The sequence below is a fragment of the Streptococcus infantis genome (assembly GCF_021497965.1).
GTDB classification, from domain to species: Bacteria; Bacillota; Bacilli; order Lactobacillales; family Streptococcaceae; genus Streptococcus; species Streptococcus infantis_B.
Window position 1 is genome coordinate 965,375 of sequence record NZ_CP046525.1, and the last position, 20,616, is coordinate 985,990.

Consider the following 20,616-nt stretch of genomic DNA (forward strand, 5'->3'; position numbering starts at 1 on the left):
ATGAGGTCGGGTTCTTTTGTCCCAACCTCTTCTACTATTCATAAAATTGTTTATATGGTTTATTAAAAGCATCTAAAATATTTGATGGAGTATCTGAATAAGATTTTGTCTCAGTCCAATTTCCTTTAACAATAATTCTTTCAGCCGCATTAGCATCTTCACAGGTCACTAGGGTAATTTCATTAATCCCCTCACGATCCTCAATTAAATCTACTCGGTCAGGAGTAACAATTTTAACTTCATCTATCTCATACGTATAGACTTTTTCTTTATCAGTAAGATAAATTTTCATCCCTTTCTTAGCACGAGCTAGAGGTGAAAATAATTTCTTGTCTGCATTATTACCAGTAAATATACGGTGACTAGCTAGAGAATAGTTTCCTTCTCCCATTACTTGATTAGCTTTCATTGTACCAGCACCATAAAAAAGGTTGACGTTATCGAGTCCCTTAAATATTGGTAGATTCATTTCAAGTTCTGGAATAGCAATTCCTCCAATAACCGGGAGTTGCTGAGAATTCCATTGAGCAGAAAGTACTGCCTCTGATGAAAGTGCTTTGACAGAGTTAAAGTCAAAATTTCCTTCTGTTTCTTGATTCTTCTCAATATTTTCCTTCGTTACTTGACTAACCTGATACTTATTAGTATTTAAAATCATAAAAATATCACGTATCTTCGAATTAAAAATCAAGGCTAGAGACAAAAGAATTAGAAAGCCAGCCAAAATATTAATCAGCAGATTCTTACGCTTATTCTTTTTACTTTTTCTTCTTTTTTGAGACATTATTCTTCACTTTCTGTTTCGTTTTTTGCCTCAACTTCTTCCTTCTCTGCTGCTGCAACTGTTGTAGAGGTTACAATCTTAGCATTTTCATCCAGACGCATTACTTTTACTCCCATAGTAGAGCGTCCAGTTTGTGAAATATTGGCAACATTTGTTCGAATCATCACACCGGTATCTGTGATGACCATCAAGTCTTCGTCACCTTTTACTGTGAGTAGGCCGGCAAGTCGACCGTTTTTATCAGTAATATTAGCGGTTTTCATCCCTTTACCAGCACGGCCCTTTGTTGGATATTCAGTAGCAACTGTACGCTTACCGTATCCTTTTTCAGTAATGATAAGGACTTCATCTTGGTCAGTAATCACTCTCGCTCCAACCACAGCATCCCCTTCACGAAGGTTAACCCCTTTAACACCTGTGGCGCTACGGCTCATGCTACGAACCGAAGACTGATTGAAACGAACAGCATAACCTAATTTGGTTCCGATGATGATATCGGTATCTTTTTCAGTTAGTAAGACATTAATCAATTCGTCCTCATCTTTCAAATTCAAGGCTTTGAGACCATTTTGACGAATATTTGCGAATTCTTTTACACTCGTTCTCTTAACGATACCTGCACGTGTTGTAAAGAAGAGGTAAGCATCATCACTACGTTCTGATTCTACGTTGATGATGGTTTGGATACTCTCACCTTCATCTAGTTTCAAAAGGTTAACAACAGGCAAACCTTTGGCTGTACGTCCATACTCAGGGATTTCATATCCCTTAAGTCGATAGACACGTCCTTTATTTGTAAAGAAGAGTAAGTGATCATGAGTACTTGTGGAAACTAACTCACGAACAAAATCATCATCCTTAACACCAGTACCTTGAACACCTCGTCCACCACGTTTTTGAGCGGTGAACTCATCTTGGTCCAAACGTTTAATATACCCTTTGTTTGATAGAGTGATGAGAACATCAGACTCTTCAATCAAATCTTCATCTTCAAGTGTCAAGACTTCACCGACCATCAACTCCGTACGACGTTTATCTCCAAACTTGCGTTTGACTTCATCCAATTCTTCTTTGATGATTTGAGCAACACGTTCTGGCTTAGCAAGAATATCTGCCAAATCAGCAATCAAGGCAATCAATTCGTCATACTCTGACTGAATCTTATCACGTTCTAAACCTGTCAGACGACGGAGGCGCATGTCAAGGATAGCTTGACTTTGACGTTCAGAAAGCTTAAACTTGCTCATCAACTCTGCTTGAGCTTCTTCATCGGTTTCACTAGCGCGGATGATACGAATGACTTCGTCAATATGATCCAGTGCAATCAGCAGACCTTCCAAGATATGTGCACGTGCTTCGGCTTTCTCTTTATCAAATTGAGTACGACGAGTCACCACTTCTTTTTGGTGCTCAATATAGGCATCTAAGATTTGACGAAGAGAGAGAATCTTTGGAACACCATTTTGGATAGCCAACATATTAAAACCAAAGCTAGTTTGCATCTGAGTCATCTTGAACAAGTTGTTCAAGATGACATTGGCTGACGCATCACGCTTCACTTCAATGATGAAACGTACACCTTCTCGGTTTGACTCATCACGTACAGCTGTAATTCCTTCAATACGTTTTTCTTGAACTAAACGTACAATGTGTTCATGCACTTTAGTCTTGTTAACCATATATGGAAATTCTGTAACAACGATTCGTTCGCGACCTGTTTTCGTTTCTTCGATTTCTGTACGAGAACGAAGAACAATAGAACCTTTCCCTGTTTCATATGCCTTATGAATACCTGATTTCCCCATAACAAGGGCACCAGTTGGGAAGTCTGGACCAGGAAGAACTTCCATCAATTCTTTGGTTGTGACTTCTGGATTATCCATCACCAACTTAACAGCATCGATGGTTTCACCCAAGTTATGTGGCGGAATATTGGTCGCCATACCAACGGCAATACCTGTGGCACCATTAACCAAAAGATTTGGAAAACGAGCTGGTAAAACAACAGGTTCTCGTTCATTAGCATCATAGTTATCAACAAAGTCAACGGTATTTTTATTGATATCGCGAAGCATTTCAAGAGCAATCTTACTCATACGTGCTTCAGTATAACGTTGCGCGGCAGCGCCATCACCGTCCATAGAACCAAAGTTACCGTGCCCATCTACAAGCATGTAGCGGTAGCTCCACCATTGAGCCATACGAACCATAGCTTCGTAGATAGATGAGTCTCCGTGTGGGTGGTATTTACCCATGACGTCCCCTGTAATACGGGCAGATTTCTTATGAGGTTTATCAGGCGTAACTCCTAATTCATTCATTCCATACAAAATACGACGATGAACAGGTTTCAACCCATCACGAACATCAGGAAGAGCACGCGATACGATTACACTCATGGCGTAGTCGATAAAGCTAGTCTTCATCTCCTTTGTCAGATTGACATTCACTAGATTTTTATCTTGCATTAAAAAATGCCTCATTTCACTATTAGTAACTAGATATATTATACCATAGTTTGGACTATTTTACAGTCTAACAACACGTCTAAAACGTTTACATATTTATCCCGAAGGTATATCCGTGACAAAACTTAGCAAAAGTGATAGAATGAAATCAAACAGGGTATTACCCTTAAAAAAACAAAGGAGATGTTTAGACTAATGACAGCAACTAAACAACACAAAAAAGTTATCCTCGTTGGTGACGGTGCCGTAGGTTCATCTTACGCTTTCGCTCTTGTTAACCAAGGAATTGCCCAAGAACTTGGTATCATTGAAATTCCTCAATTGTTTGAAAAAGCAGTTGGTGATGCAGAAGACCTTAGCCACGCGCTTGCTTTTACTTCACCTAAGAAAATCTACGCAGCTAAGTATGAAGACTGTGCAGACGCTGACCTTGTAGTTATCACTGCTGGTGCTCCACAAAAACCAGGTGAAACTCGTCTTGACCTTGTTGGTAAAAACCTTGCTATCAACAAATCAATCGTTGAACAAGTTGTTGCATCTGGTTTCGACGGTATCTTCCTTGTCGCAGCTAACCCAGTTGATGTTTTGACTTACTCAACTTGGAAATTCTCAGGCTTCCCTAAAGAACGTGTTATTGGTTCAGGTACTTCACTTGACTCAGCTCGTTTCCGTCAAGCTCTTGCTGAAAAAATCGGTGTTGATGCACGTTCAGTTCACGCTTACATCATGGGTGAACACGGTGACTCTGAGTTTGCCGTTTGGTCACACGCTAACGTTGCCGGTGTAAAATTGGAACAATGGTTGCAAGCTAACCGTGACTTGGATGAAGCTGACCTTGTAGAACTCTTCATCTCAGTTCGTGATGCTGCTTACTCAATCATCAACAAAAAAGGTGCAACATACTACGGTATCGCGGTAGCTCTTGCTCGTATCACAAAAGCTATTCTGGATGATGAAAATTCTGTTCTTCCACTTTCAGTATTCCAAGAAGGCCAATACGGTGTTGAAAACGTCTTTATCGGTCAACCAGCTATCGTTGGTGCTCACGGTATCGTTCGTCCAGTGAACATCCCATTGAACGATGCTGAACTTCAAAAAATGCAAGCATCTGCTCGTGAATTACAAGAAATTATAGATGAAGCATGGAAAAATCCAGAATTCCAAGCTGCTTCTAAAAACTAATTATATTAAAGTTAAAAAAGAAATGTCTAGACAATTTTGTCTAGACATTTCTTTTTTAACTCTAATTCATTTGAGCAAAAGCTGCTTCAGCATCTGCGTTACTAATTGCCCCTAATTGAATCTTAGCAATTTTACCCTGTGAATCAATTAAATACTCTGTAGGGATACTACGAATTTGATAGGCTTGAAAAACAGATCCTTTTGTATCATATAAAACGGGAATGTCTTTATAGCCTTGGTCCTCAAACCACTTTGGAAATTGATCTACAGTTTTTTCACCTTGAAGGCCTGGTGCAATAACAGATAATATTTCGAAATCACGATCTTCTTTTGCGGCTAGTTCCATCAATTCTGGCATACTCTTTTTACAAGGTCCGCACCAAGAAGCCCAAAATTTAAGATAAACTTTTTTACCTTTATAATCAGATAATTTGACTTCTTTTCCATCCATCGATTGGAGGGTGAAATCTGGTGCTTCGACTCCTACAGCAACTTGTTTTACAGTTGCTTGCTGCTGTGTTTGAGTCGTTTGAGTTTCTTGACTTGATTTTTTTTCTTCTTTGCCACAAGCAATCAAAAGAAAGATAGATAGGAAACTAAGTCCAAAATAGATAATTTTTTTCATAGATAACTCCTTTTATCCTAATATTCCAGATAAGATATTTAATTGTCCCAACATTAATAAAATTCCCATAAGGATAATCAGTAAACCACCAATTCTCTTCAATAAGAGGAGGTGAGATTTGATTTTACTAAAATAGGGCATGACAAGTCCTGATGCCAAGGCCAGAACTAAAAATGGAAGCGCCATTCCGAGAGTATAGATAAGGGTTAATAAGGCACCCTGAAGAGCTCCATTTCCTCCTGAGGCAGCCAGTGCTAAAACAGAACTTAAAACTGGACCAATACATGGAGTCCAGCCAAAACTAAAGCTAATACCAAGTAAAAAGGCCGACAGATATTTACTAGACTGTTTTTGATTAAATGTTACTGTTTTTTGGAACTCTAATTTACGTAGATGAAGGATTTCCATCTGATGCAACCCTAATATGATAATAATGACTCCCATGACATAACGGAACCAATCAGCATAGAGTAAGTTACCTAGAAATCCTGCTCCAAACCCTAGAATAAAGAAAATCAAAGAGATACCTGCAATAAAACAGAGTGTCCGAATTAATCCTGACCAGGCAACCTCTTTACCTAAAAAACGAAATGTCTTTGACTCCTCTTGATCATCTAATAGAACACCTGCATATACTGGTAGCAGGGGAAAGATACAAGGAGAAAAGAATGATAAAACCCCAGCTAAAAATACAGAGATAAAAAATAAAATACTTTCCAATTAAGAACCTACTTTCATTTTGTTATATTTTATTTTACTATAAAAGAAAACGTTTGTAAGATATCTGCTACGCAAATTTAATTTCAACTTGAAAGAATCAAAAAAGGAGCTCAGCTCCTTTTTGATTAATAAGTTCCCTCTTCACCTTGACTTGTCAAGATTACAGGTCCATCTTTAGTAATAACAAACTGATGCTCGTACTGACAAGATAGACCACCGTCAATCGTTTTATGTGCCCATCCTGTTTTCATATCTGTATCGATTTCCCAATCACCTGTATTGATCATAGGCTCAATGGTTAAGACCATGCCTTCACGAAGGCGGAGACCACGACCTGCGATACCATAGTTAGGAACCATTGGCTCTTCATGCATGGTTGGGCCAACACCGTGTCCTACAAGATCACGTACAACACCATAACCACGATTTTCAGCATATTCCTGAATGGCAGCTCCAATATCACCAATACGGTTTCCTACAACAGCTTTTTCAATACCGATGTACATAGCTTCTTTGGTCACGTCCATTAAGTTTTTAACTTCTTCTGACGGTTTGCCAACAGCGTATGCCCAACAAGAATCAGCCAATCCACCTGTAAAGTTTTGAGTATATTTTTTCATCTGCTCAACGTTGTTAAAATTGAGTTTAGAAACATTGAGGTCAGACTTAGCGATTGGCCCACCAAGGACCATATCAACCTTCAGCAAATCACCTTCTTTTAAAATATAGTGGCGAGGAAAAGCATGAGCTACTTCGTCATTGAGTGAGCAGCATGTTGCATAAGGATAATCCATAATTGCCCCATCAACACCAATTTGTAAAGGAAGGAAATTTTCTTCTTTACAACGACGGCGCACATATTCTTCTACTTCCCACATATCTACACCTGGTTTGATGATATCGCGCAAGCCAATATGGATGCTTGCAAGAAAATCACCAGCCTTGTCCATAGCTTCAATCTCTCTAGCTGATTTTAATGTAATCATGTTCTCTCCTAGATTCTAATTAATTTTTACAGTAACATTTGCTTTTGATACAATTTGATGATTGAGATAAATGTCATAATCAATAATAGCCGATCGTCTCGTATGGTGAATAATTCTAGCTTGAATACGTAGAACATCATCAATCTGAACAGCCTGTAAGAAGTAAATCAACATCTGCTCAATGATCAGGTTACGCCCACTATTAACGACCAAATCCTGAGTCATATGGGTCAATATTTCTGCAAGAACTCCATTTGCAAGGACACCATTCTTTTCAAGCATAAAGGGTTCAACTGTAATGACAACTTCATCATGATGATAAGATAATTTCTGGCCAATCTGCTCTGAAAATGTTGGTAGAGCCGATACCTGAGAGCGACTCATTTTTTCCATGACATCGCGTCTAGTAATGACACCTAGCAAAGTTTGATTGCTACGAACAACGGGTACCATTTCAAAGTCTTCAGCAATCATTCTCTGGCTAACGTTAGCAACATTCGTTGCTAAACCTGTCATGTAGACTGTTCTTGTCATGACCTTATCAATGGTCGTTCCAGGAGATTTATCTCCAGCATCACGCATGGTAACTACCCCAACGACAACCTGGTGTTGATTGATGACAGGGAAACGACTGGTCCTATTCTTTCGAACCAAATCTAGATAATCTTTGACAGTATCCGTTTCCTGTAGAAATCCATATTCATGACTAGTACGATAAATCTTTTCAACTGTTAAAATATCAGTTTTGATTTGAACATTTGACAAAGCACGGTTAATCATCGTCGCAATTGTAAATGTATCATGCTTGCTTCGTAATACTGGAATATTCTTCTTATCAGCTGCGTTCAAAACATCTTTATGAACTTCAAATCCACCTGTGACCAAGACAGCATTTTCGTTTTCTAGTGCCAACAACTGGATGCGTATTCGGTCACCGACAATGACTAGCCCACCATCATGAAGGTAAGAAAGGATATTCTTCTCAGTCATCGCTCCGATGGAAAATTTACTAAATTCTCTGTCCAAACCAGCTTGACCAGCTAAAACTTCTGAACCAGTGACTTCTGCAATTTCCGCGAAAGTGAGTTTCTCAATGGCAACTTTTTTTGATTTGACACGAACAGTCCCACTCCGAGGCCGTGTTTCTACTAAACCTCTATTTTCAGCCTCTTTGATAGCACGATAAGCCGTACCATCACTAACTCCCAAACGATTGGATATACTTCGAACACTGACCCGTTTTCCAACTGGTAATTCTTCCAAGTAGGCTAATATTTCTTGGTGTTTACTCATTTAGTTCCCCTTTTGTATAGCGAAATTCTAGATAATCTCGCATCTTACGAGTATAGCGATCACTACCTTTGAAACGACGTGATAAAACAAAGCCTGATTTTTGTGCAACCTTTTGGCTGGCAGTATTTTCCAGATGCGTCACAATCAATAATTGCTTTATGTCGAATTCGGTCATGGATAAATCCCTCAATTTGGTGACTGCTTCAGTCATATACCCCTGAGACCAAAAATCTTTCCTTAAAAAATAGCCAATCTCTGCTTCTTTCCTAATTTCATCCAACTTTTCAAACTTGATTGCTCCAATCAATTTTTCTGTTTTTTTATCACAAATGGCCCAAATACCCAAAGGTGATTTCATAAAGTAGTTAGCAAGCGCATATTGACTTTCTTCAATACTAGCTTGCGTAGGAAAAATAAATTGAAGATTTTCAGGGTTTGATGCCAACTCATGAAAGTCATCAACATCTGTAAAAAAGAATGGACGGAAATACAAACGTTCCGTCTCATAAAAAGAAAACATTGCTAATTTTGTCCAGATATTCATTCTTATCCTCAAATTGCTAATCTTCAATCAGCTCAATATCTGCTCCAAGCTTACGTAATTTCTCAATGATATTTGAGTATCCTCGCAAAATAAACTCAACACTTGTAATCTCTGTTCTACCTTCAGCCATTAGACCAGCAATAACCAAAGCTGCACCTGCACGCAAGTCTGTAGCTCTTACGCTTGCACCATGTAAAGGATTCCCACCTTTATAGATAATGTGATCATTAGTAGTTGAAATTTCAGCGTTCATTTTTGCTAATTCAAAGACATGGTTAACGCGTTTTTCATATATGGTATCAATCAGTGTCCCACGTCCTTCTGCTTTTAATAGCAATGGTGTAATTGGCTGTTGGAGGTCCGTTGCAAATCCAGGATATGGAGCTGTCTTGATATTAACAGCCTTAAGATTTGTTTGCTCTTCGACGAAGATACTGTCTTCTGAAACAGTCATATGAACACCCATTTCTTCAAGTTTAGCAATAAAGGCTTCTAAATGCTCATAGAGTACATTATTGATGCGAATTCCTTGACCAACTGCAGCAGCCATTGAGATATAAGTACCAGCTTCAATACGGTCTGGAATAACTTGATGTCGTGTGCCGTGAAGGGATTCAACACCATCAATAATAATCATATCCGTACCAGCACCACGAATATGACCTCCCATATTATTTAACAAAGTAGCCACATCAATAATTTCAGGCTCTCGAGCAGCATTTTCAATAACTGTACGCCCTTGAGCCTTTACTGCTGCAAGCATTGTATTAATGGTTGCTCCGACACTGACAGTATCCATATAAATACTAGCCCCCTGTAACTTTGAACCATTAGTTGAGAGATTCATATTATCTCCCTCGTATGTTGTCTTTGCTCCCATAGCTTCAAAGGCTTTTAAGTGCAAATCAATCGGACGAGGACCCAAGTCACATCCACCAGGTAAACCAACTGTTGCTTCACCGAAACGTCCAAGAAGACTACCGTAGAAATAATAGGATGCGCGAAGACTATTAATCTTACCATATGGCATTGGTTTATTTTGAACACCACGAGGATCAATTTCTAAAACGTCATCATAGCGCTTAACACTAGCTCCCATGATTTCCATAATTTCAATTAAACTGGCTACGTCTGAGATGTCTGGTACACAGTCCAAGATAACAACATCATCAGACAAAATAATAGCCGGAATCAGAGCTACCACACTATTTTTTGCTCCGCTAATGGTTAACTCACCCTTTAAAGGACGGCCACCGTTAATGACAATTTTTTTCATTAGTTACTATATACTCTTTCACTATTTATTCATAAGGTCTCACCCTATATTATACCATATTTCTTTCTTATTATCTATCAATATAAATGAAATATATTGCTAACCTCTCAAGTAATTTCTACTAGTTTTAGGTTAAATTTTATCAGTTCGTCTATCACTGCTTTTTATTTATAAAAAAAGCTTCCCGAATATCTCGGAAAGCCTTATTTAATGCTACTTTCAGCATCCTCGCCCTTTTATTTCAAGGCTCGGGATAAAAAGGTTCACTGAACCCTTTTATTTTGCGATTGGGTAAACAGAAACTTGTTTTTTATCGCGACCTTTACGTTCAAAGCGTACTACGCCTTCAACTTTAGCGAACAAAGTATCGTCTCCACCACGACCAACGTTTACACCTGGATAGATGTGTGTACCACGTTGACGGTAAAGGATTGATCCACCTGTTACAGTTTGTCCGTCAGCTGCTTTAGCTCCAAGACGTTTAGCTTGTGAATCGCGTCCGTTTGATGTAGAACCTCCACCTTTTTTGTGGGCGAAAAGTTGCAAGTTGCTAAGAGTCATTTTTAACATAATGTTTTCCTCCGTGTTAGTTTTCTGTGATAACTCTGGTTTGGACGAACTCAGAAGAGTTCTCCGATAAGTTTGCCATACCTAAGAAAAATGATTCGAAGAATAACTGCGTCATTTCTCTCTGGTGTGAAGGAAGATCAGTTGGAATTTCAACCATCAGATAACCACCTTCATCTTCGTTTAATTCTAAGATTGGTTCGTAGCCTGCAAATTTCTCAATGGAATTGATAAAGTTTATGGCAAGCGTAGAAACCGATGCACACACGACATCTAGGCCGTATTCGCCACTCTCGGCGTGTCCAGTAATCTCCGCACTCCTCAGCTCGCCATCTTCGGCTCTCTCAAAGACTGCTTGTATCATGTGTTCTCCTTAAAATTAAGCGTTGATTGCGTTGATGACAACTTTTGTATATGGTTGACGGTGACCTTGTTTACGATGGCTACCTTTTTTAGGTTTGTACTTGTAAGTAACAACTTTCTTTTGTTTTCCTTGTTTTTCAACAGTTCCAACAACAGTAGCTCCAGAAACAAGTGGAGTTCCAACAACAGTGTTTTCACCACCAACAAGAACAACTTCGTTAAAAGTAACTTCTTGACCAGCTTCAACGTTCAATTTTTCAACGTAGATAGCTTGACCAACTTCAACTTTAACTTGTTTTCCGCCAGTTTTGATAATTGCGTATGTGCTCATCATGCACCTCCTATGATTTTTATGGGTTTCCCCGTATTTTTGTGAAGACTCGCCTAGCATCGTGGGACGAACCACTTATACTTGAAAATCAAGCAACGATGTTCGTGCGGTTGCACAGGAATGTGCATAGTCAACTCTAAAAGTATAACATGTTTCTAATTTTTTGACAAGTATTTTCACTCAAAATGATACTATTTCTCATTCTTTTTTCGAAAAGAAGATAAAAGCATACTCAGATAAAAAACGCTCATCATGATTGGCAGACCTAATATGGTCTTTTCAGTGAAAAAAATTGTCAAGTAAGCTGAAAAAACTACCCCAAAGACAAAACTACTAAGCAGACTCACAAAGATCAGCCCCTCAAATAAAAACGGAGTATGTTTGGTCCGCACGTATTCCCCGAAAGCCAACATAGTGCGTTTGATATTTCCTGTCATAAACGCATTGTTATAGGCAATGCCAGAAACCTGACCAAAGGCTGTTGTCACTAGTCCCATACAAAAAGCAAGGGGAGGAACAATGTAGATATTGTCAACCGTTAAGGGAACAAAGCCTATAATCAAGGACAAAATAGCAAGCGGGAACAGCGATAAGATTGGTTTTTTTACCACACGTAATTTTTCCTTATAGACTGTCAGCAAAAAGACACCCATCATGAAAGAAAGCAAGGTCATGACTTTTGTACTTGCATCTGATACATTATCTTGAATGAGTCCAACGGAAAGAAATACAACATTTCCCGTTTGTCCAGCAACCAAGGTATTCCCCCTTACAATAAACGTATAGGCATCCACATAACCTGCACAGAAAGTCAAAAAAAGCGCCAATCTTTTTGAATGACGAGAAATTTTTCTCATAGGTAATAATCTCATACTAAACTCCTAGTTTTACTATCTCTATTGTACCATTTTTTCATGGAAATTCGAAGCTTCAAAACAAAAGAATTACCTATCTTAAGCTAGTTGACTCTTTCTATGATATAATGAAATCAATTATTACTGACAGAAAAAGGAGTTTCCATGCTAAAACTAGGTATAATCGGAACTGGCGCAATCAGCCATCATTTTATCGATGCAGCCCATACTAGTGGAGAATACCAACTAGTTGCAGTCTATTCAAGAAAAATTGAAACTGCAGAAAAGTTTGCTTCTCACTATCAAGATGTAACATTATTTGACCAGTTAGAAGATTTTTTCAAACACCCTTTTGATGTCGTCTATATTGCTAGTCCAAATTCCCTACACTTTAGTCAGGCTAAAATTGCCTTAGTTGCTGGAAAACATGTCATCCTTGAAAAACCAGCTGTGACTCAGCCAAAGGAATGGAAAGATTTATTGCAAACAGCTCAGAAAAATCAACGGTTTATCTTTGAAGCGGCACGAAACTACCACGAAGAGGCTTTCGCTACAATTAAAGACTTTCTTGCAGACAAACATGTTTTAGGAGCAGACTTTAACTATGCTAAATATTCATCTAAGATGCCTGAACTCCTTGCTGGCAATACTCCTAACGTTTTCTCAAACCGTTTTGCTGGTGGTGCTCTCATGGATTTAGGAATTTACCCACTCTATGCTGCTATTCACTTATTTGGAAATCCAACTCGTGCAACCTATCAAGCTCAGCAACTAGACAACAGTATTGATCTAAACGGAGACGGTATCCTCTCCTATCCTGATTATCAAGTTCATATCAAAGCAGGAAAGAATATCACTTCTAATCTTCCTTGCGAGATTTATACGACTGACGGCACCTTGACTCTCAATACAATCGAGCATATTCAATCAGCTGTTTTTATAGACCATAAAGGAAAGGAACTTCAACTTCCTATCCAGCAGGCACCTCACACTATGACAGAGGAAGTCGCTACTTTTGCACATATGATTAACCACCCAGACCAGACTCTCTATCAGCAATGGCTCACCGATGCAACTGATGTTCATCAAGTTCTTTATACCATGCGACAAGATGCTGGCATTAGATTTGAGGCAGAAAAATGAAAACGAAACTACCAAACGAATGGCAAAAATTGATTGACCAACTAGGTTTCCAAGAATTCACTCCCATTCAAGAACAACTATTTAATCCTATTTTAGAAGGAGAATCACTCCTTGGAGTCAGTCCAACCGGAACGGGAAAAACCATAGCATACCTACTCCCGAGTCTTTTAAAACTCCAAAAGAAAAAAGCGCAGCAACTTTTGATTTTAGCTCCTAACACTGAACTGGCTGGACAGATTTTTGAAGTAACTAAAACATGGGGTGAGGCCATTGGTCTAACGGCTCAGCTATTTCTATCTGGTTCTAGCCAAAAACGTCAGATTGAACGTCTGAAAAAGGGACCAGAAATCTTGATTGGAACTCCTGGTCGAATCTTTGAACTCATCAAATTGAAAAAAATCAAGATGATGAATGTAGAAACCATCATTCTGGATGAATTCGACCAGCTGCTAGATGATTCTCAGATTCATTTTGTTGAGAAAATTACCCATTACGCACCTCGTGACCACCAACTCATCTATATGAGTGCCACTACCAAGTTTGATCAAGATAAGATTGCAGCTAACACGCGCACCATTGACCTTTCGGATCAAAAGTTAGACAACATCCAACACTTCTACATGCAAGTAGACCAACGTCACAGAGTTGATATGCTTCGTAAACTGGCACATGTTGAAGATTTCCGTGGTCTTGTCTTCTTTAATAGCTTGTCAGACCTTGGAAGCGCGGAGGAAAAATTACAATATCGTGATATTTTAGCTATTTCTCTTGCGAGTGATGTCAACGTTAAATTTAGAAAAGTTATCCTAGAAAAGTTCAAAGATAAGCAACTAACACTACTTCTTGCGACAGACCTTCTAGCTCGTGGTATCGACATTGATAGCCTTGAATGCGTAGTTAACTTTGATGTCCCAAGAGATATGGAAACTTACACTCACCGCGCTGGACGTACTGGACGTATGGGCAAAGAAGGCTATGTTATTACCCTCGTGACACATCCAGAAGACCTCAAAAAACTGAAGAAATTTGCAAGTGTACGGGAGATCGTCTTAAAAAATCAAGAACTCTATATCAAATAAGGTTGGCTTTTGCCAACCTTTTTCTTATCCCCATGTAATTTCTAAACGGTAGTCCGCAAATGGAACTCCTTCTTTGTTTTGCAACTGATAGGCTAGTTCAATCTTCTCATCACCAACTTCATAGTGCCTAGTTTGAATGATAAACTCCTGCATTCCCATGGGTGTTGGAATATAAGCCAAACTATCGGAATCCTTCAGAAAACGCATGATAGTCTTGGGATTTGAGAAGCGCGTCATGACGAGCTCTTCTTCTTGAAACTTAATCACAACTTTTTCTTGCTCTTCATTGTAGAAAAGGAGATAAGAAAAATCCCCCTTTTCACGTAGTTCTACATCATAAAGTTGGTCGATTACTTCCAATTGTTCATCGAACTGGATAGTATTTCTCATTCTAATCTTCACAAGAGTTCCTCTTTCTTCTCACTTATCCCTACTATTCTACCAAAAAACCACGGAATTTGCTATAATGGTCTTATGAATGAAAAAGTATTTCGTGACCCTGTTCACAACTATATCCACGTTAACAATCAAGTCATTTATGACCTGATCAATACCAAAGAATTTCAACGGCTCCGTCGTATCAAACAGTTAGGGACATCTAGCTATACCTTCCATGGTGGAGAGCATAGTCGTTTTTCTCACTGTTTGGGCGTCTATGAAATTGCCCGTCAAATCACTGAAATTTTCGAAGAAAAATACCCTGAAGAATGGGATTCCAATGAGTCTCTCTTGACCATGACCGCAGCGCTTCTCCACGACCTTGGACATGGTGCTTACTCTCATACTTTCGAAAATCTCTTTGATACTGACCATGAGGCAATTACTCAGGAAATAATCCAAAGCCCTGAGACAGAGATTCACCAGGTTCTTTTGCAGGTCGCACCAGATTTTCCTAAAAAGGTTGCTAGCGTTATCGACCACACTTATCCCAACAAACAGGTGGTTCAGCTGATTTCTAGTCAGATCGATGCGGACCGCATGGACTATCTCCTTCGTGACTCCTACTTCACTGGTGCATTTTATGGCCAGTTTGATTTAACACGGATTCTTCGTGTCATTCGCCCTGTTGAAAATGGTATCGCCTTTCAGCGTAATGGAATGCATGCTATAGAGGATTATGTCCTCAGCCGTTACCAGATGTATATGCAGGTGTATTTCCACCCAGCTACACGGGCAATGGAAGTCCTTTTGCAAAATCTTCTCAAACGTGCCAAAGAACTCTATCCTGAAAATAAGAACTTCTTTGCCCTAACCTCTCCACACTTACTACCATTCTTTGAAAAAAACGTTAGCTTGTCTGATTATCTAGCACTAGATGACGGAGTTATGAATACCTACTTCCAGCTCTGGATGACAAGTACGGACAAGATTTTGGCTGACCTTTCCCAACGTTTCATCAATCGGAAGGTCTTTAAATCTATTACTTTTTCTCAGGAAGACCAGAATCAACTTGAAATCATGCGAGGTTTAGTAGAGGAAATTGGTTTTGATCCCAACTACTACACTGCTATTCATAAGAATTTTGACCTTCCATACGATATTTACCGACCAGAGTCCGAAAATCCTAGAACGCAAATTGAGATTGTGCAGAAAAATGGAGAGTTAGCTGAACTTTCTAGTCTTTCACCTATCGTCCAATCTCTTGCAGGAAGTCGTCATGGTGACAACCGTTTCTACTTCCCTAAAGAAATGCTGAATCCAAACAATATTTTTGCTTCTACCATTCAACAATTTTCACATTTGATTGAGAATGATCATTTTACTCCAGATAAGAAATAACAGAGGAAATTTATGAGTATTAAACTAATCGCCGTCGATATCGATGGTACCCTAGTCAATAGCAAGAAAGAAATTACGCCAGAAGTCTTTGCAGCTATCCAAGATGCCAAACAAGCTGGTGTTAAGGTTGTGATTGCAACAGGTCGTCCTATTGCCGGTGTTGCTAAACTCCTTGACGACTTACAGTTGAGAGATGAGGGCGACTATGTTGTTACCTTCAACGGCGCCCTTGTCCAAGAAACTGCTACAGGACATGAGTTTATCAGTGAATCCTTGTCCTACGAAGACTATCTGGATATGGAATTTCTCAGTCGTAAACTAGGCGTTCACATGCATGCCATTACTAAAGATGGTATCTATACTGCCAATCGCAATATTGGTAAATATACCGTACATGAATCTACCCTTGTCAGCATGCCAATCTTCTACCGTACACCTGAAGAAATGGCTAACAAGGAAATCGTCAAGTGTATGTTCATCGATGAACCTGAAATCCTTGATGCTGCCATCGAAAAGATTCCAGCAGAATTTTACGAGCGCTACTCTATCAACAAATCTGCTCCTTTCTACCTAGAACTTCTCAAAAAAGGTGTAGACAAGGGCTCAGCTATTACACATCTAGCTGAAAAACTAGGATTGATAAAAGATGAGACTATGGCTATCGGAGATGAAGAAAATGACCGTGCTATGCTCGAAGTCGTTGGAAATCCAGTTGTTATGGAAAACGGAAACCCAGAACTCAAAAAAATCGCCAAATACATCACCAAAACAAATGATGAATCTGGTGTAGCCCATGCTATCCGTAATTGGGTCTTGTAAAAATATTAGAATATAAAAAAACACCTCAGAAGTTAGAGATAAAAACTAACTCCTGGGGTGTTTTAAATTACAGATTACTTTTCCTCATCAAACATAAGTGCGTCTAATTCTTCTCTTTCAGCTGCAATCTCTTCATACGTGGTAATAATATTATTTAATATTTTTAATGTTATAACACCTGTCGAATCTTTCATAGTAATCATGGTTCCAATGCCACTCAAGTCATGAATAAGGACTCTTAATTTTTTTAATTCGTCCAAATCTAGAATATCCACTTCCATAACTGCATCATGATTTTTTATTCTTGATTGAATTAAGGAAAGAGGCAGGGATGAAAAGTTTCTTAACAACTTATAGGTCGCTGACTTATCCCCTATAGAATCAATATAAATGGCTAACATAGTCCTTACTCCTTTACTCACTCTTTATCTCTACCTTCAATCTCATATCATTGCTATAAGATTTTATAGTCAGCACTAAAATAGTAACTCCTACTGTAAATCTTTGATAAATGCCACAACTTGACGGTTTGCTATTCTCACATAATATCCACCGCTATTATTGACAAGTTTATCACCTTCATATTTATCAATCTTTACAGCATAAAGGCCGTTTGGTAAGGGTTGATTGTTAAAGAATTCTTTCATTTGCGATTCAAGGTCTTCAAGATAGGCATTATATAACTGATCTTTCTTGTCTTCTGGAGTATAGTAGCGAAATTGAAATTCTGGTATAAAAATATCTTTTTGGAAAAGATATTGAGCATCCATAGGATACATCCCTTGTAATGCTTGTCCTTTTCTTTGATTTTCCTCTAATATTTCATCATAAAGATACATGTTGCCAGAATTACTGTTAAATTGAAAACTAATCCCTTCATACTTTAAATCAGTCATTTTAGGATCTGTTATTGATATCTCCAATGTTTTTAAAAATTCGCTGGTGCCTGGACTAATCTCAATCCCTAAATAAGCTAATTCTGGAAAAACTTGATAAATTTTTTTATTTTGTTTATAATCTACTTCCGCATCAGTCTTTCTATACGTTTCTTTTTCAGAAGGACGAGTATAGTATTCAAAACGAGTCTTAGTCTGATAGGTTTTACCATCTATATTTTCAGTGTATGTTCCATGAATAACAAATCCTCCAACGCTTGTATAGTTTTTTTCATATTTTTCTAACTCAAACTGACCTGTAAGACCATAGTTCTCATAAGAGCGGTGCACTGCTTGCTCAAGTTCATTCCGACTTGCATGGTCAAATAGACCCCACATATCCATCATAGCAATAATTGGACTCAGTACTATGAACATTGCAAATAGTATAACTATGGATAAACAGCCGATTAATAAGCCTTTTTTCATCTCTTTTTCCTAAATATTCTACGTCTATTATAGCATAAAAAGAGAGCGTTTCCGCTCCCTTTTTTACTCTGGCAATTCTACCTTCAAGCTCATATCCGTTGGTTGCAATACTTTCTGAACCGCTGCGAGAAATTCTAGACCGTTGTCTGATGGAGAATATTGGAAAGTAATTTGGATGACTTTTTTGTCAAACTTATCACCGTATCGCTCCACATACTGCTTGCTTTCGAGGAAGTGAATGTAATTGTTGATTTTTTCTTGCAGAATCTCCAGATGTACTGCTTCTATCTCTTCCTCCCAGCCAACTGGATCCACCAGAAGAAGCTATAAATGATTATCAACTATACCAATTGCATCAAGTTCAGTTGGTTTGAGCTCTGAGGAAATTGCTTTTTGTAAAAGTGCTTCGAATTCTTGATTGGAAAACAATCGTTTAATAGATGATGGATTTACCAAAATCCGAACTGGTGAGGATCTAAAATAATTTTGTCTGTCTACTTCTTTACTTTCTTTAGTCACACATTCCCCAGTTTGTAAGAATAACTCAACCTCATAAGCATCCTGTTCTGACCTTAAAGCCTTGTCCACTAATTCTTTACTAACTGGATAAGTAACTTCTCTATCTTGAAAACCTCCCGTCATCCAAGACATTGTATAATTGCCGTTTTCTTCAGTTATGATAAATCCATTCCCCTTTATCTGATTCATTTAAAAATAAACCTTTCTATTTTCCCCCATAAGCTATTTCAATGGTGATACATAATCATCTGGAAGTTTACCTCTCCAGTCAATCCACATTTGCTCAGCAATTGGAATTAATCTTTCAAGCTCTTCCTGAGTAAATAACTCTCTAGTTTCAGGTAAATCAATTAATGATGTAGGACTCTCTTCTATGAATCGTTTCTCACTAGCTTTCTTTTCTTCTTCCGTTGGTGGCCAACAATCGTGTTTAATCTTCCAAGAAATTTCGAGTAGCGATCTCTCTCCACTATCTAATAGAGAGAATAATTCTTGGGGTAATTCATAAACCACTAACAAAGAAGCTACAGTTCCCTCTTCTGAAACTAAATAATATTTATCCTCATTTTTCCAGATGGATTTCCCATATCCTTCAACTTCTTCAAACTGGATAACATCTTCCCATTCTAAGTTTGTTGGTTTCATTTTATTTGTCCTCTAAAAATAAAGTTATTGGTGCTTTTCTTTTTCCAACCGGTAAATACTCGCGCATATTCAAGCCAATAGAAGGGAAGGCAGACTATGCTCGCTACAACAAGGCTAGGGACAACATACGCCGGCAACGTAAATAAACGTGCTATAACTATTACAATTGCTGAAATCAATAGGTAAACAATAGAAGGAAGAAATAAAAGATTCTTTCTATACTCACCAGGTGGTAATTTCTTAGCTTTAGGGACAATTAACAACTGGTAAACAAAGGTTAGTAGTTGAAACATAATGCTTAGGACAAACAACATGATGAAGACAGACCAGTAGTTCTTCCCCAAAAATAAAGAACTCCAGAAAAGAAACTCAACATGAGAAATTAAAATAGAACTAGCTGGAATCAATTGCAATAATCTTGATTTGGAAAACATTTGAAATAGCAAGAACATGAATAACAAAGCCAATAGATGAAAAATGGTTATGTAAAATACAAGCATACTCACATCATGTTTTTCACCTTCTATAAAAATAGAACCTATTAATATTAGTAAAGTAAAAACAACCTCCATTGCACAAGCTCTTATATAATCAAAATGCTTTATAGGACTAGTATCCACAACTGCCATATTCAAAAATTCATAATATCTTTCTTTCATTTCTCTCTCCCAAAAACAACAAAATCTACATCTATTATAACACACCATAGATATCATATTAAATGTTTAAAATTTGGGCAAAGAAAAAACACTGGTTATCCAGTGTTTTTGTGGCTAGTACTGCCCCCTGCAGGAATCGAACCTGCAACTACTCCTTAGGAGGGAGTTGTTATATCCATTGAACTAAGGGAGCTAGAGAAAAACCCTGCCGAATAAGCAGAGTTTTTTCATCGAATTAACGACGGATTTCTTTGATACGAGCTGCCTTACCTTGAAGAGCACGCAAGTAGTACAATTTAGCACGACGTACTTTACCGTAACGAACAACTTCGATCTTTTCAACACGTGGAGTGTGGATTGGGAAGATACGTTCAACACCTACACCGTTAGAGATTTTACGAACTGTGTAGTTTTCTGAGATGCCAGCACCTTTACGTGCAATAACAACACCTTCAAAAATCTGGATACGTTCACGGTTTCCTTCGACAACTTTCGCGTGTACACGAACAGTGTCACCAGGACGGAATGAAGGGATATCTGTACGAAGTTGACCTTCAGTCAAGCTTTGGATTAATGGATTCATTTTATTCTCCTATCTTTGTCAATCTTGAGGAAA

General features: G+C 38.3%; 23 protein-coding genes, 1 tRNA gene, 1 pseudogene and 1 other annotated feature. Of the genes and pseudogenes, 5 read left to right on the top strand and 20 right to left on the bottom strand.

Going from position 1 to position 20,616, the window contains the following annotated elements:
* Nucleotides 1-34: 34 nt before the first annotated feature.
* On the bottom strand, nucleotides 35-784 hold the full coding sequence (locus tag GOM46_RS04780) for a class A sortase (protein WP_006150485.1): 750 nt from the start codon (nucleotides 782-784) through the stop codon (nucleotides 35-37).
* Complete coding sequence (gene gyrA, locus GOM46_RS04785; RefSeq protein ID WP_235083296.1) at nucleotides 784-3,252, bottom strand: DNA gyrase subunit A; 2,469 nt, start codon at nucleotides 3,250-3,252, stop codon at nucleotides 784-786. The genes GOM46_RS04780 and gyrA overlap by 1 nt, the downstream gene beginning before the upstream one ends.
* Nucleotides 3,253-3,447: 195 nt before the next feature.
* Between gyrA and GOM46_RS04790 the strand changes: the two genes are divergently transcribed.
* On the top strand, nucleotides 3,448-4,434 hold the full coding sequence (locus tag GOM46_RS04790) for an L-lactate dehydrogenase (protein ID WP_006150492.1): 987 nt from the start codon (nucleotides 3,448-3,450) through the stop codon (nucleotides 4,432-4,434).
* A 61-nt stretch (nucleotides 4,435-4,495) separates the two neighbouring features.
* Here the strand turns inward: GOM46_RS04790 and sdbB are convergent, their stop codons facing one another.
* The 10 genes from sdbB to GOM46_RS04840 all read right to left on the bottom strand — a co-directional run bounded on the left by sdbB (nucleotide 4,496) and on the right by GOM46_RS04840 (nucleotide 12,011).
* Nucleotides 4,496-5,059: a thiol-disulfide oxidoreductase-associated lipoprotein SdbB gene (gene sdbB, locus GOM46_RS04795; RefSeq protein WP_235083297.1), complete on the bottom strand. Its 564-nt coding sequence runs from the start codon at nucleotides 5,057-5,059 to the stop codon at nucleotides 4,496-4,498.
* 12 nt (nucleotides 5,060-5,071) lie between these two features.
* Nucleotides 5,072-5,779 carry a thiol-disulfide oxidoreductase-associated membrane protein CcdA2 gene (gene ccdA2 / locus GOM46_RS04800; protein WP_006150450.1) on the bottom strand — a complete coding sequence of 236 codons (708 nt, stop codon included), beginning with the start codon at nucleotides 5,777-5,779 and terminating at the stop codon, nucleotides 5,072-5,074.
* 125 nt (nucleotides 5,780-5,904) lie between these two features.
* Nucleotides 5,905-6,765 carry a methionyl aminopeptidase gene (locus GOM46_RS04805; protein WP_006150478.1) on the bottom strand — a complete coding sequence of 287 codons (861 nt, stop codon included), beginning with the start codon at nucleotides 6,763-6,765 and terminating at the stop codon, nucleotides 5,905-5,907.
* A 15-nt stretch (nucleotides 6,766-6,780) separates the two neighbouring features.
* Entirely contained in the window at nucleotides 6,781-8,058 is a 1,278-nt protein-coding gene (spxR, locus tag GOM46_RS04810; RefSeq protein ID WP_006150467.1) for a CBS-HotDog domain-containing transcription factor SpxR, read from the bottom strand.
* Nucleotides 8,051-8,602 (bottom strand): GNAT family N-acetyltransferase, encoded by a 552-nt coding sequence (locus GOM46_RS04815; RefSeq protein WP_006150472.1) that lies wholly within the window; start codon nucleotides 8,600-8,602, stop codon nucleotides 8,051-8,053. The genes spxR and GOM46_RS04815 overlap by 8 nt, the downstream gene beginning before the upstream one ends.
* Nucleotides 8,603-8,618: 16 nt before the next feature.
* Nucleotides 8,619-9,878: a UDP-N-acetylglucosamine 1-carboxyvinyltransferase gene (locus tag GOM46_RS04820; protein ID WP_006150481.1), complete on the bottom strand. Its 1,260-nt coding sequence runs from the start codon at nucleotides 9,876-9,878 to the stop codon at nucleotides 8,619-8,621.
* 276 nt (nucleotides 9,879-10,154) lie between these two features.
* Nucleotides 10,155-10,448 carry a 50S ribosomal protein L27 gene (rpmA, locus tag GOM46_RS04825; RefSeq protein WP_006149998.1) on the bottom strand — a complete coding sequence of 98 codons (294 nt, stop codon included), beginning with the start codon at nucleotides 10,446-10,448 and terminating at the stop codon, nucleotides 10,155-10,157.
* Nucleotides 10,449-10,464: 16 nt separating this feature from the next.
* A complete protein-coding gene (locus GOM46_RS04830; protein WP_006149980.1) occupies nucleotides 10,465-10,809 on the bottom strand; it encodes a ribosomal-processing cysteine protease Prp in 345 nt (114 codons plus the stop codon).
* A gap of 15 nt (nucleotides 10,810-10,824) precedes the next feature.
* Nucleotides 10,825-11,139 (bottom strand): 50S ribosomal protein L21, encoded by a 315-nt coding sequence (gene rplU, locus GOM46_RS04835; protein WP_003002830.1) that lies wholly within the window; start codon nucleotides 11,137-11,139, stop codon nucleotides 10,825-10,827.
* A gap of 35 nt (nucleotides 11,140-11,174) precedes the next feature.
* Nucleotides 11,175-11,261 (bottom strand) — a sequence feature (ribosomal protein L21 leader region).
* 69 nt (nucleotides 11,262-11,330) lie between these two features.
* Entirely contained in the window at nucleotides 11,331-12,011 is a 681-nt protein-coding gene (locus tag GOM46_RS04840; RefSeq protein ID WP_006150012.1) for a YoaK family protein, read from the bottom strand.
* Nucleotides 12,012-12,158: 147 nt separating this feature from the next.
* On the opposite strand from GOM46_RS04840, the gene GOM46_RS04845 reads away from it, so the two are divergent.
* Together GOM46_RS04845 and GOM46_RS04850 are read left to right on the top strand one after the other, a co-directional pair.
* Nucleotides 12,159-13,136: a Gfo/Idh/MocA family protein gene (locus tag GOM46_RS04845; RefSeq protein WP_006149981.1), complete on the top strand. Its 978-nt coding sequence runs from the start codon at nucleotides 12,159-12,161 to the stop codon at nucleotides 13,134-13,136.
* On the top strand, nucleotides 13,133-14,215 hold the full coding sequence (locus tag GOM46_RS04850) for a DEAD/DEAH box helicase (RefSeq protein ID WP_006150021.1): 1,083 nt from the start codon (nucleotides 13,133-13,135) through the stop codon (nucleotides 14,213-14,215). The genes GOM46_RS04845 and GOM46_RS04850 overlap by 4 nt, the downstream gene beginning before the upstream one ends.
* A gap of 24 nt (nucleotides 14,216-14,239) precedes the next feature.
* Here the strand turns inward: GOM46_RS04850 and GOM46_RS04855 are convergent, their stop codons facing one another.
* Nucleotides 14,240-14,617, bottom strand: a complete 378-nt coding sequence (locus GOM46_RS04855) for a DUF1934 domain-containing protein (protein WP_080560886.1) — start codon at nucleotides 14,615-14,617, stop codon at nucleotides 14,240-14,242.
* 72 nt (nucleotides 14,618-14,689) lie between these two features.
* Between GOM46_RS04855 and GOM46_RS04860 the strand changes: the two genes are divergently transcribed.
* Both GOM46_RS04860 and yidA read left to right on the top strand, forming a co-directional pair.
* Entirely contained in the window at nucleotides 14,690-15,994 is a 1,305-nt protein-coding gene (locus GOM46_RS04860) for an HD domain-containing protein (protein WP_006149979.1), read from the top strand.
* Between the two features lie 12 nt (nucleotides 15,995-16,006).
* Nucleotides 16,007-16,813 (top strand): sugar-phosphatase, encoded by an 807-nt coding sequence (gene yidA / locus GOM46_RS04865; RefSeq protein WP_006150014.1) that lies wholly within the window; start codon nucleotides 16,007-16,009, stop codon nucleotides 16,811-16,813.
* A 74-nt stretch (nucleotides 16,814-16,887) separates the two neighbouring features.
* Here the strand turns inward: yidA and GOM46_RS04870 are convergent, their stop codons facing one another.
* The 7 genes and pseudogenes from GOM46_RS04870 to rplS all read right to left on the bottom strand — a co-directional run bounded on the left by GOM46_RS04870 (nucleotide 16,888) and on the right by rplS (nucleotide 20,583).
* The gene (locus GOM46_RS04870; RefSeq protein ID WP_235083298.1) at nucleotides 16,888-17,214 is read right to left on the bottom strand and encodes a 50S ribosomal protein L7/L12; all 327 of its coding nucleotides are present in this window, start codon (nucleotides 17,212-17,214) and stop codon (nucleotides 16,888-16,890) included.
* Between the two features lie 90 nt (nucleotides 17,215-17,304).
* Nucleotides 17,305-18,177 (bottom strand): hypothetical protein, encoded by an 873-nt coding sequence (locus GOM46_RS04875; protein ID WP_235083299.1) that lies wholly within the window; start codon nucleotides 18,175-18,177, stop codon nucleotides 17,305-17,307.
* A gap of 63 nt (nucleotides 18,178-18,240) precedes the next feature.
* Nucleotides 18,241-18,885 (bottom strand): annotated as a pseudogene (locus tag GOM46_RS04880) (DUF6572 domain-containing protein).
* 33 nt (nucleotides 18,886-18,918) lie between these two features.
* On the bottom strand, nucleotides 18,919-19,341 hold the full coding sequence (locus GOM46_RS04885) for a hypothetical protein (RefSeq protein ID WP_006149991.1): 423 nt from the start codon (nucleotides 19,339-19,341) through the stop codon (nucleotides 18,919-18,921).
* Nucleotides 19,338-20,000: a hypothetical protein gene (locus tag GOM46_RS04890; protein WP_006149993.1), complete on the bottom strand. Its 663-nt coding sequence runs from the start codon at nucleotides 19,998-20,000 to the stop codon at nucleotides 19,338-19,340. Before GOM46_RS04890 ends, GOM46_RS04885 begins: the two co-directional genes overlap by 4 nt.
* Before the next feature lie 121 nt (nucleotides 20,001-20,121).
* Nucleotides 20,122-20,193, bottom strand: a tRNA-Arg gene (locus tag GOM46_RS04895).
* A gap of 42 nt (nucleotides 20,194-20,235) precedes the next feature.
* Nucleotides 20,236-20,583 carry a 50S ribosomal protein L19 gene (gene rplS, locus GOM46_RS04900; RefSeq protein WP_001068669.1) on the bottom strand — a complete coding sequence of 116 codons (348 nt, stop codon included), beginning with the start codon at nucleotides 20,581-20,583 and terminating at the stop codon, nucleotides 20,236-20,238.
* Nucleotides 20,584-20,616: the final 33 nt, after the last annotated feature.

Excerpts from the sequence above, each read along its gene's own strand:
- GOM46_RS04780 (WP_006150485.1), bottom strand. The coding sequence starts at position 784 with ATGTCTCAAAAAAGAAGAAAAAGTAAAAAGAATAAGCGTAAGAATCTG.
- gyrA (WP_235083296.1), bottom strand. The coding sequence starts at position 3,252 with ATGCAAGATAAAAATCTAGTGAATGTCAATCTGACAAAGGAGATGAAG.
- GOM46_RS04790 (WP_006150492.1), top strand. The coding sequence starts at position 3,448 with ATGACAGCAACTAAACAACACAAAAAAGTTATCCTCGTTGGTGACGGT.
- sdbB (WP_235083297.1), bottom strand. The coding sequence starts at position 5,059 with ATGAAAAAAATTATCTATTTTGGACTTAGTTTCCTATCTATCTTTCTT.
- GOM46_RS04805 (WP_006150478.1), bottom strand. The coding sequence starts at position 6,765 with ATGATTACATTAAAATCAGCTAGAGAGATTGAAGCTATGGACAAGGCT.
- spxR (WP_006150467.1), bottom strand. The coding sequence starts at position 8,058 with ATGAGTAAACACCAAGAAATATTAGCCTACTTGGAAGAATTACCAGTT.
- GOM46_RS04815 (WP_006150472.1), bottom strand. The coding sequence starts at position 8,602 with ATGAATATCTGGACAAAATTAGCAATGTTTTCTTTTTATGAGACGGAA.
- GOM46_RS04820 (WP_006150481.1), bottom strand. The coding sequence starts at position 9,878 with ATGAAAAAAATTGTCATTAACGGTGGCCGTCCTTTAAAGGGTGAGTTA.
- rpmA (WP_006149998.1), bottom strand. The coding sequence starts at position 10,448 with ATGTTAAAAATGACTCTTAGCAACTTGCAACTTTTCGCCCACAAAAAA.
- GOM46_RS04830 (WP_006149980.1), bottom strand. The coding sequence starts at position 10,809 with ATGATACAAGCAGTCTTTGAGAGAGCCGAAGATGGCGAGCTGAGGAGT.
- rplU (WP_003002830.1), bottom strand. The coding sequence starts at position 11,139 with ATGAGCACATACGCAATTATCAAAACTGGCGGAAAACAAGTTAAAGTT.
- GOM46_RS04840 (WP_006150012.1), bottom strand. The coding sequence starts at position 12,011 with ATGAGATTATTACCTATGAGAAAAATTTCTCGTCATTCAAAAAGATTG.
- GOM46_RS04845 (WP_006149981.1), top strand. The coding sequence starts at position 12,159 with ATGCTAAAACTAGGTATAATCGGAACTGGCGCAATCAGCCATCATTTT.
- GOM46_RS04850 (WP_006150021.1), top strand. The coding sequence starts at position 13,133 with ATGAAAACGAAACTACCAAACGAATGGCAAAAATTGATTGACCAACTA.
- GOM46_RS04860 (WP_006149979.1), top strand. The coding sequence starts at position 14,690 with ATGAATGAAAAAGTATTTCGTGACCCTGTTCACAACTATATCCACGTT.
- yidA (WP_006150014.1), top strand. The coding sequence starts at position 16,007 with ATGAGTATTAAACTAATCGCCGTCGATATCGATGGTACCCTAGTCAAT.
- GOM46_RS04870 (WP_235083298.1), bottom strand. The coding sequence starts at position 17,214 with ATGTTAGCCATTTATATTGATTCTATAGGGGATAAGTCAGCGACCTAT.
- GOM46_RS04875 (WP_235083299.1), bottom strand. The coding sequence starts at position 18,177 with ATGAAAAAAGGCTTATTAATCGGCTGTTTATCCATAGTTATACTATTT.
- GOM46_RS04885 (WP_006149991.1), bottom strand. The coding sequence starts at position 19,341 with ATGAAACCAACAAACTTAGAATGGGAAGATGTTATCCAGTTTGAAGAA.
- GOM46_RS04890 (WP_006149993.1), bottom strand. The coding sequence starts at position 20,000 with ATGAAAGAAAGATATTATGAATTTTTGAATATGGCAGTTGTGGATACT.
- rplS (WP_001068669.1), bottom strand. The coding sequence starts at position 20,583 with ATGAATCCATTAATCCAAAGCTTGACTGAAGGTCAACTTCGTACAGAT.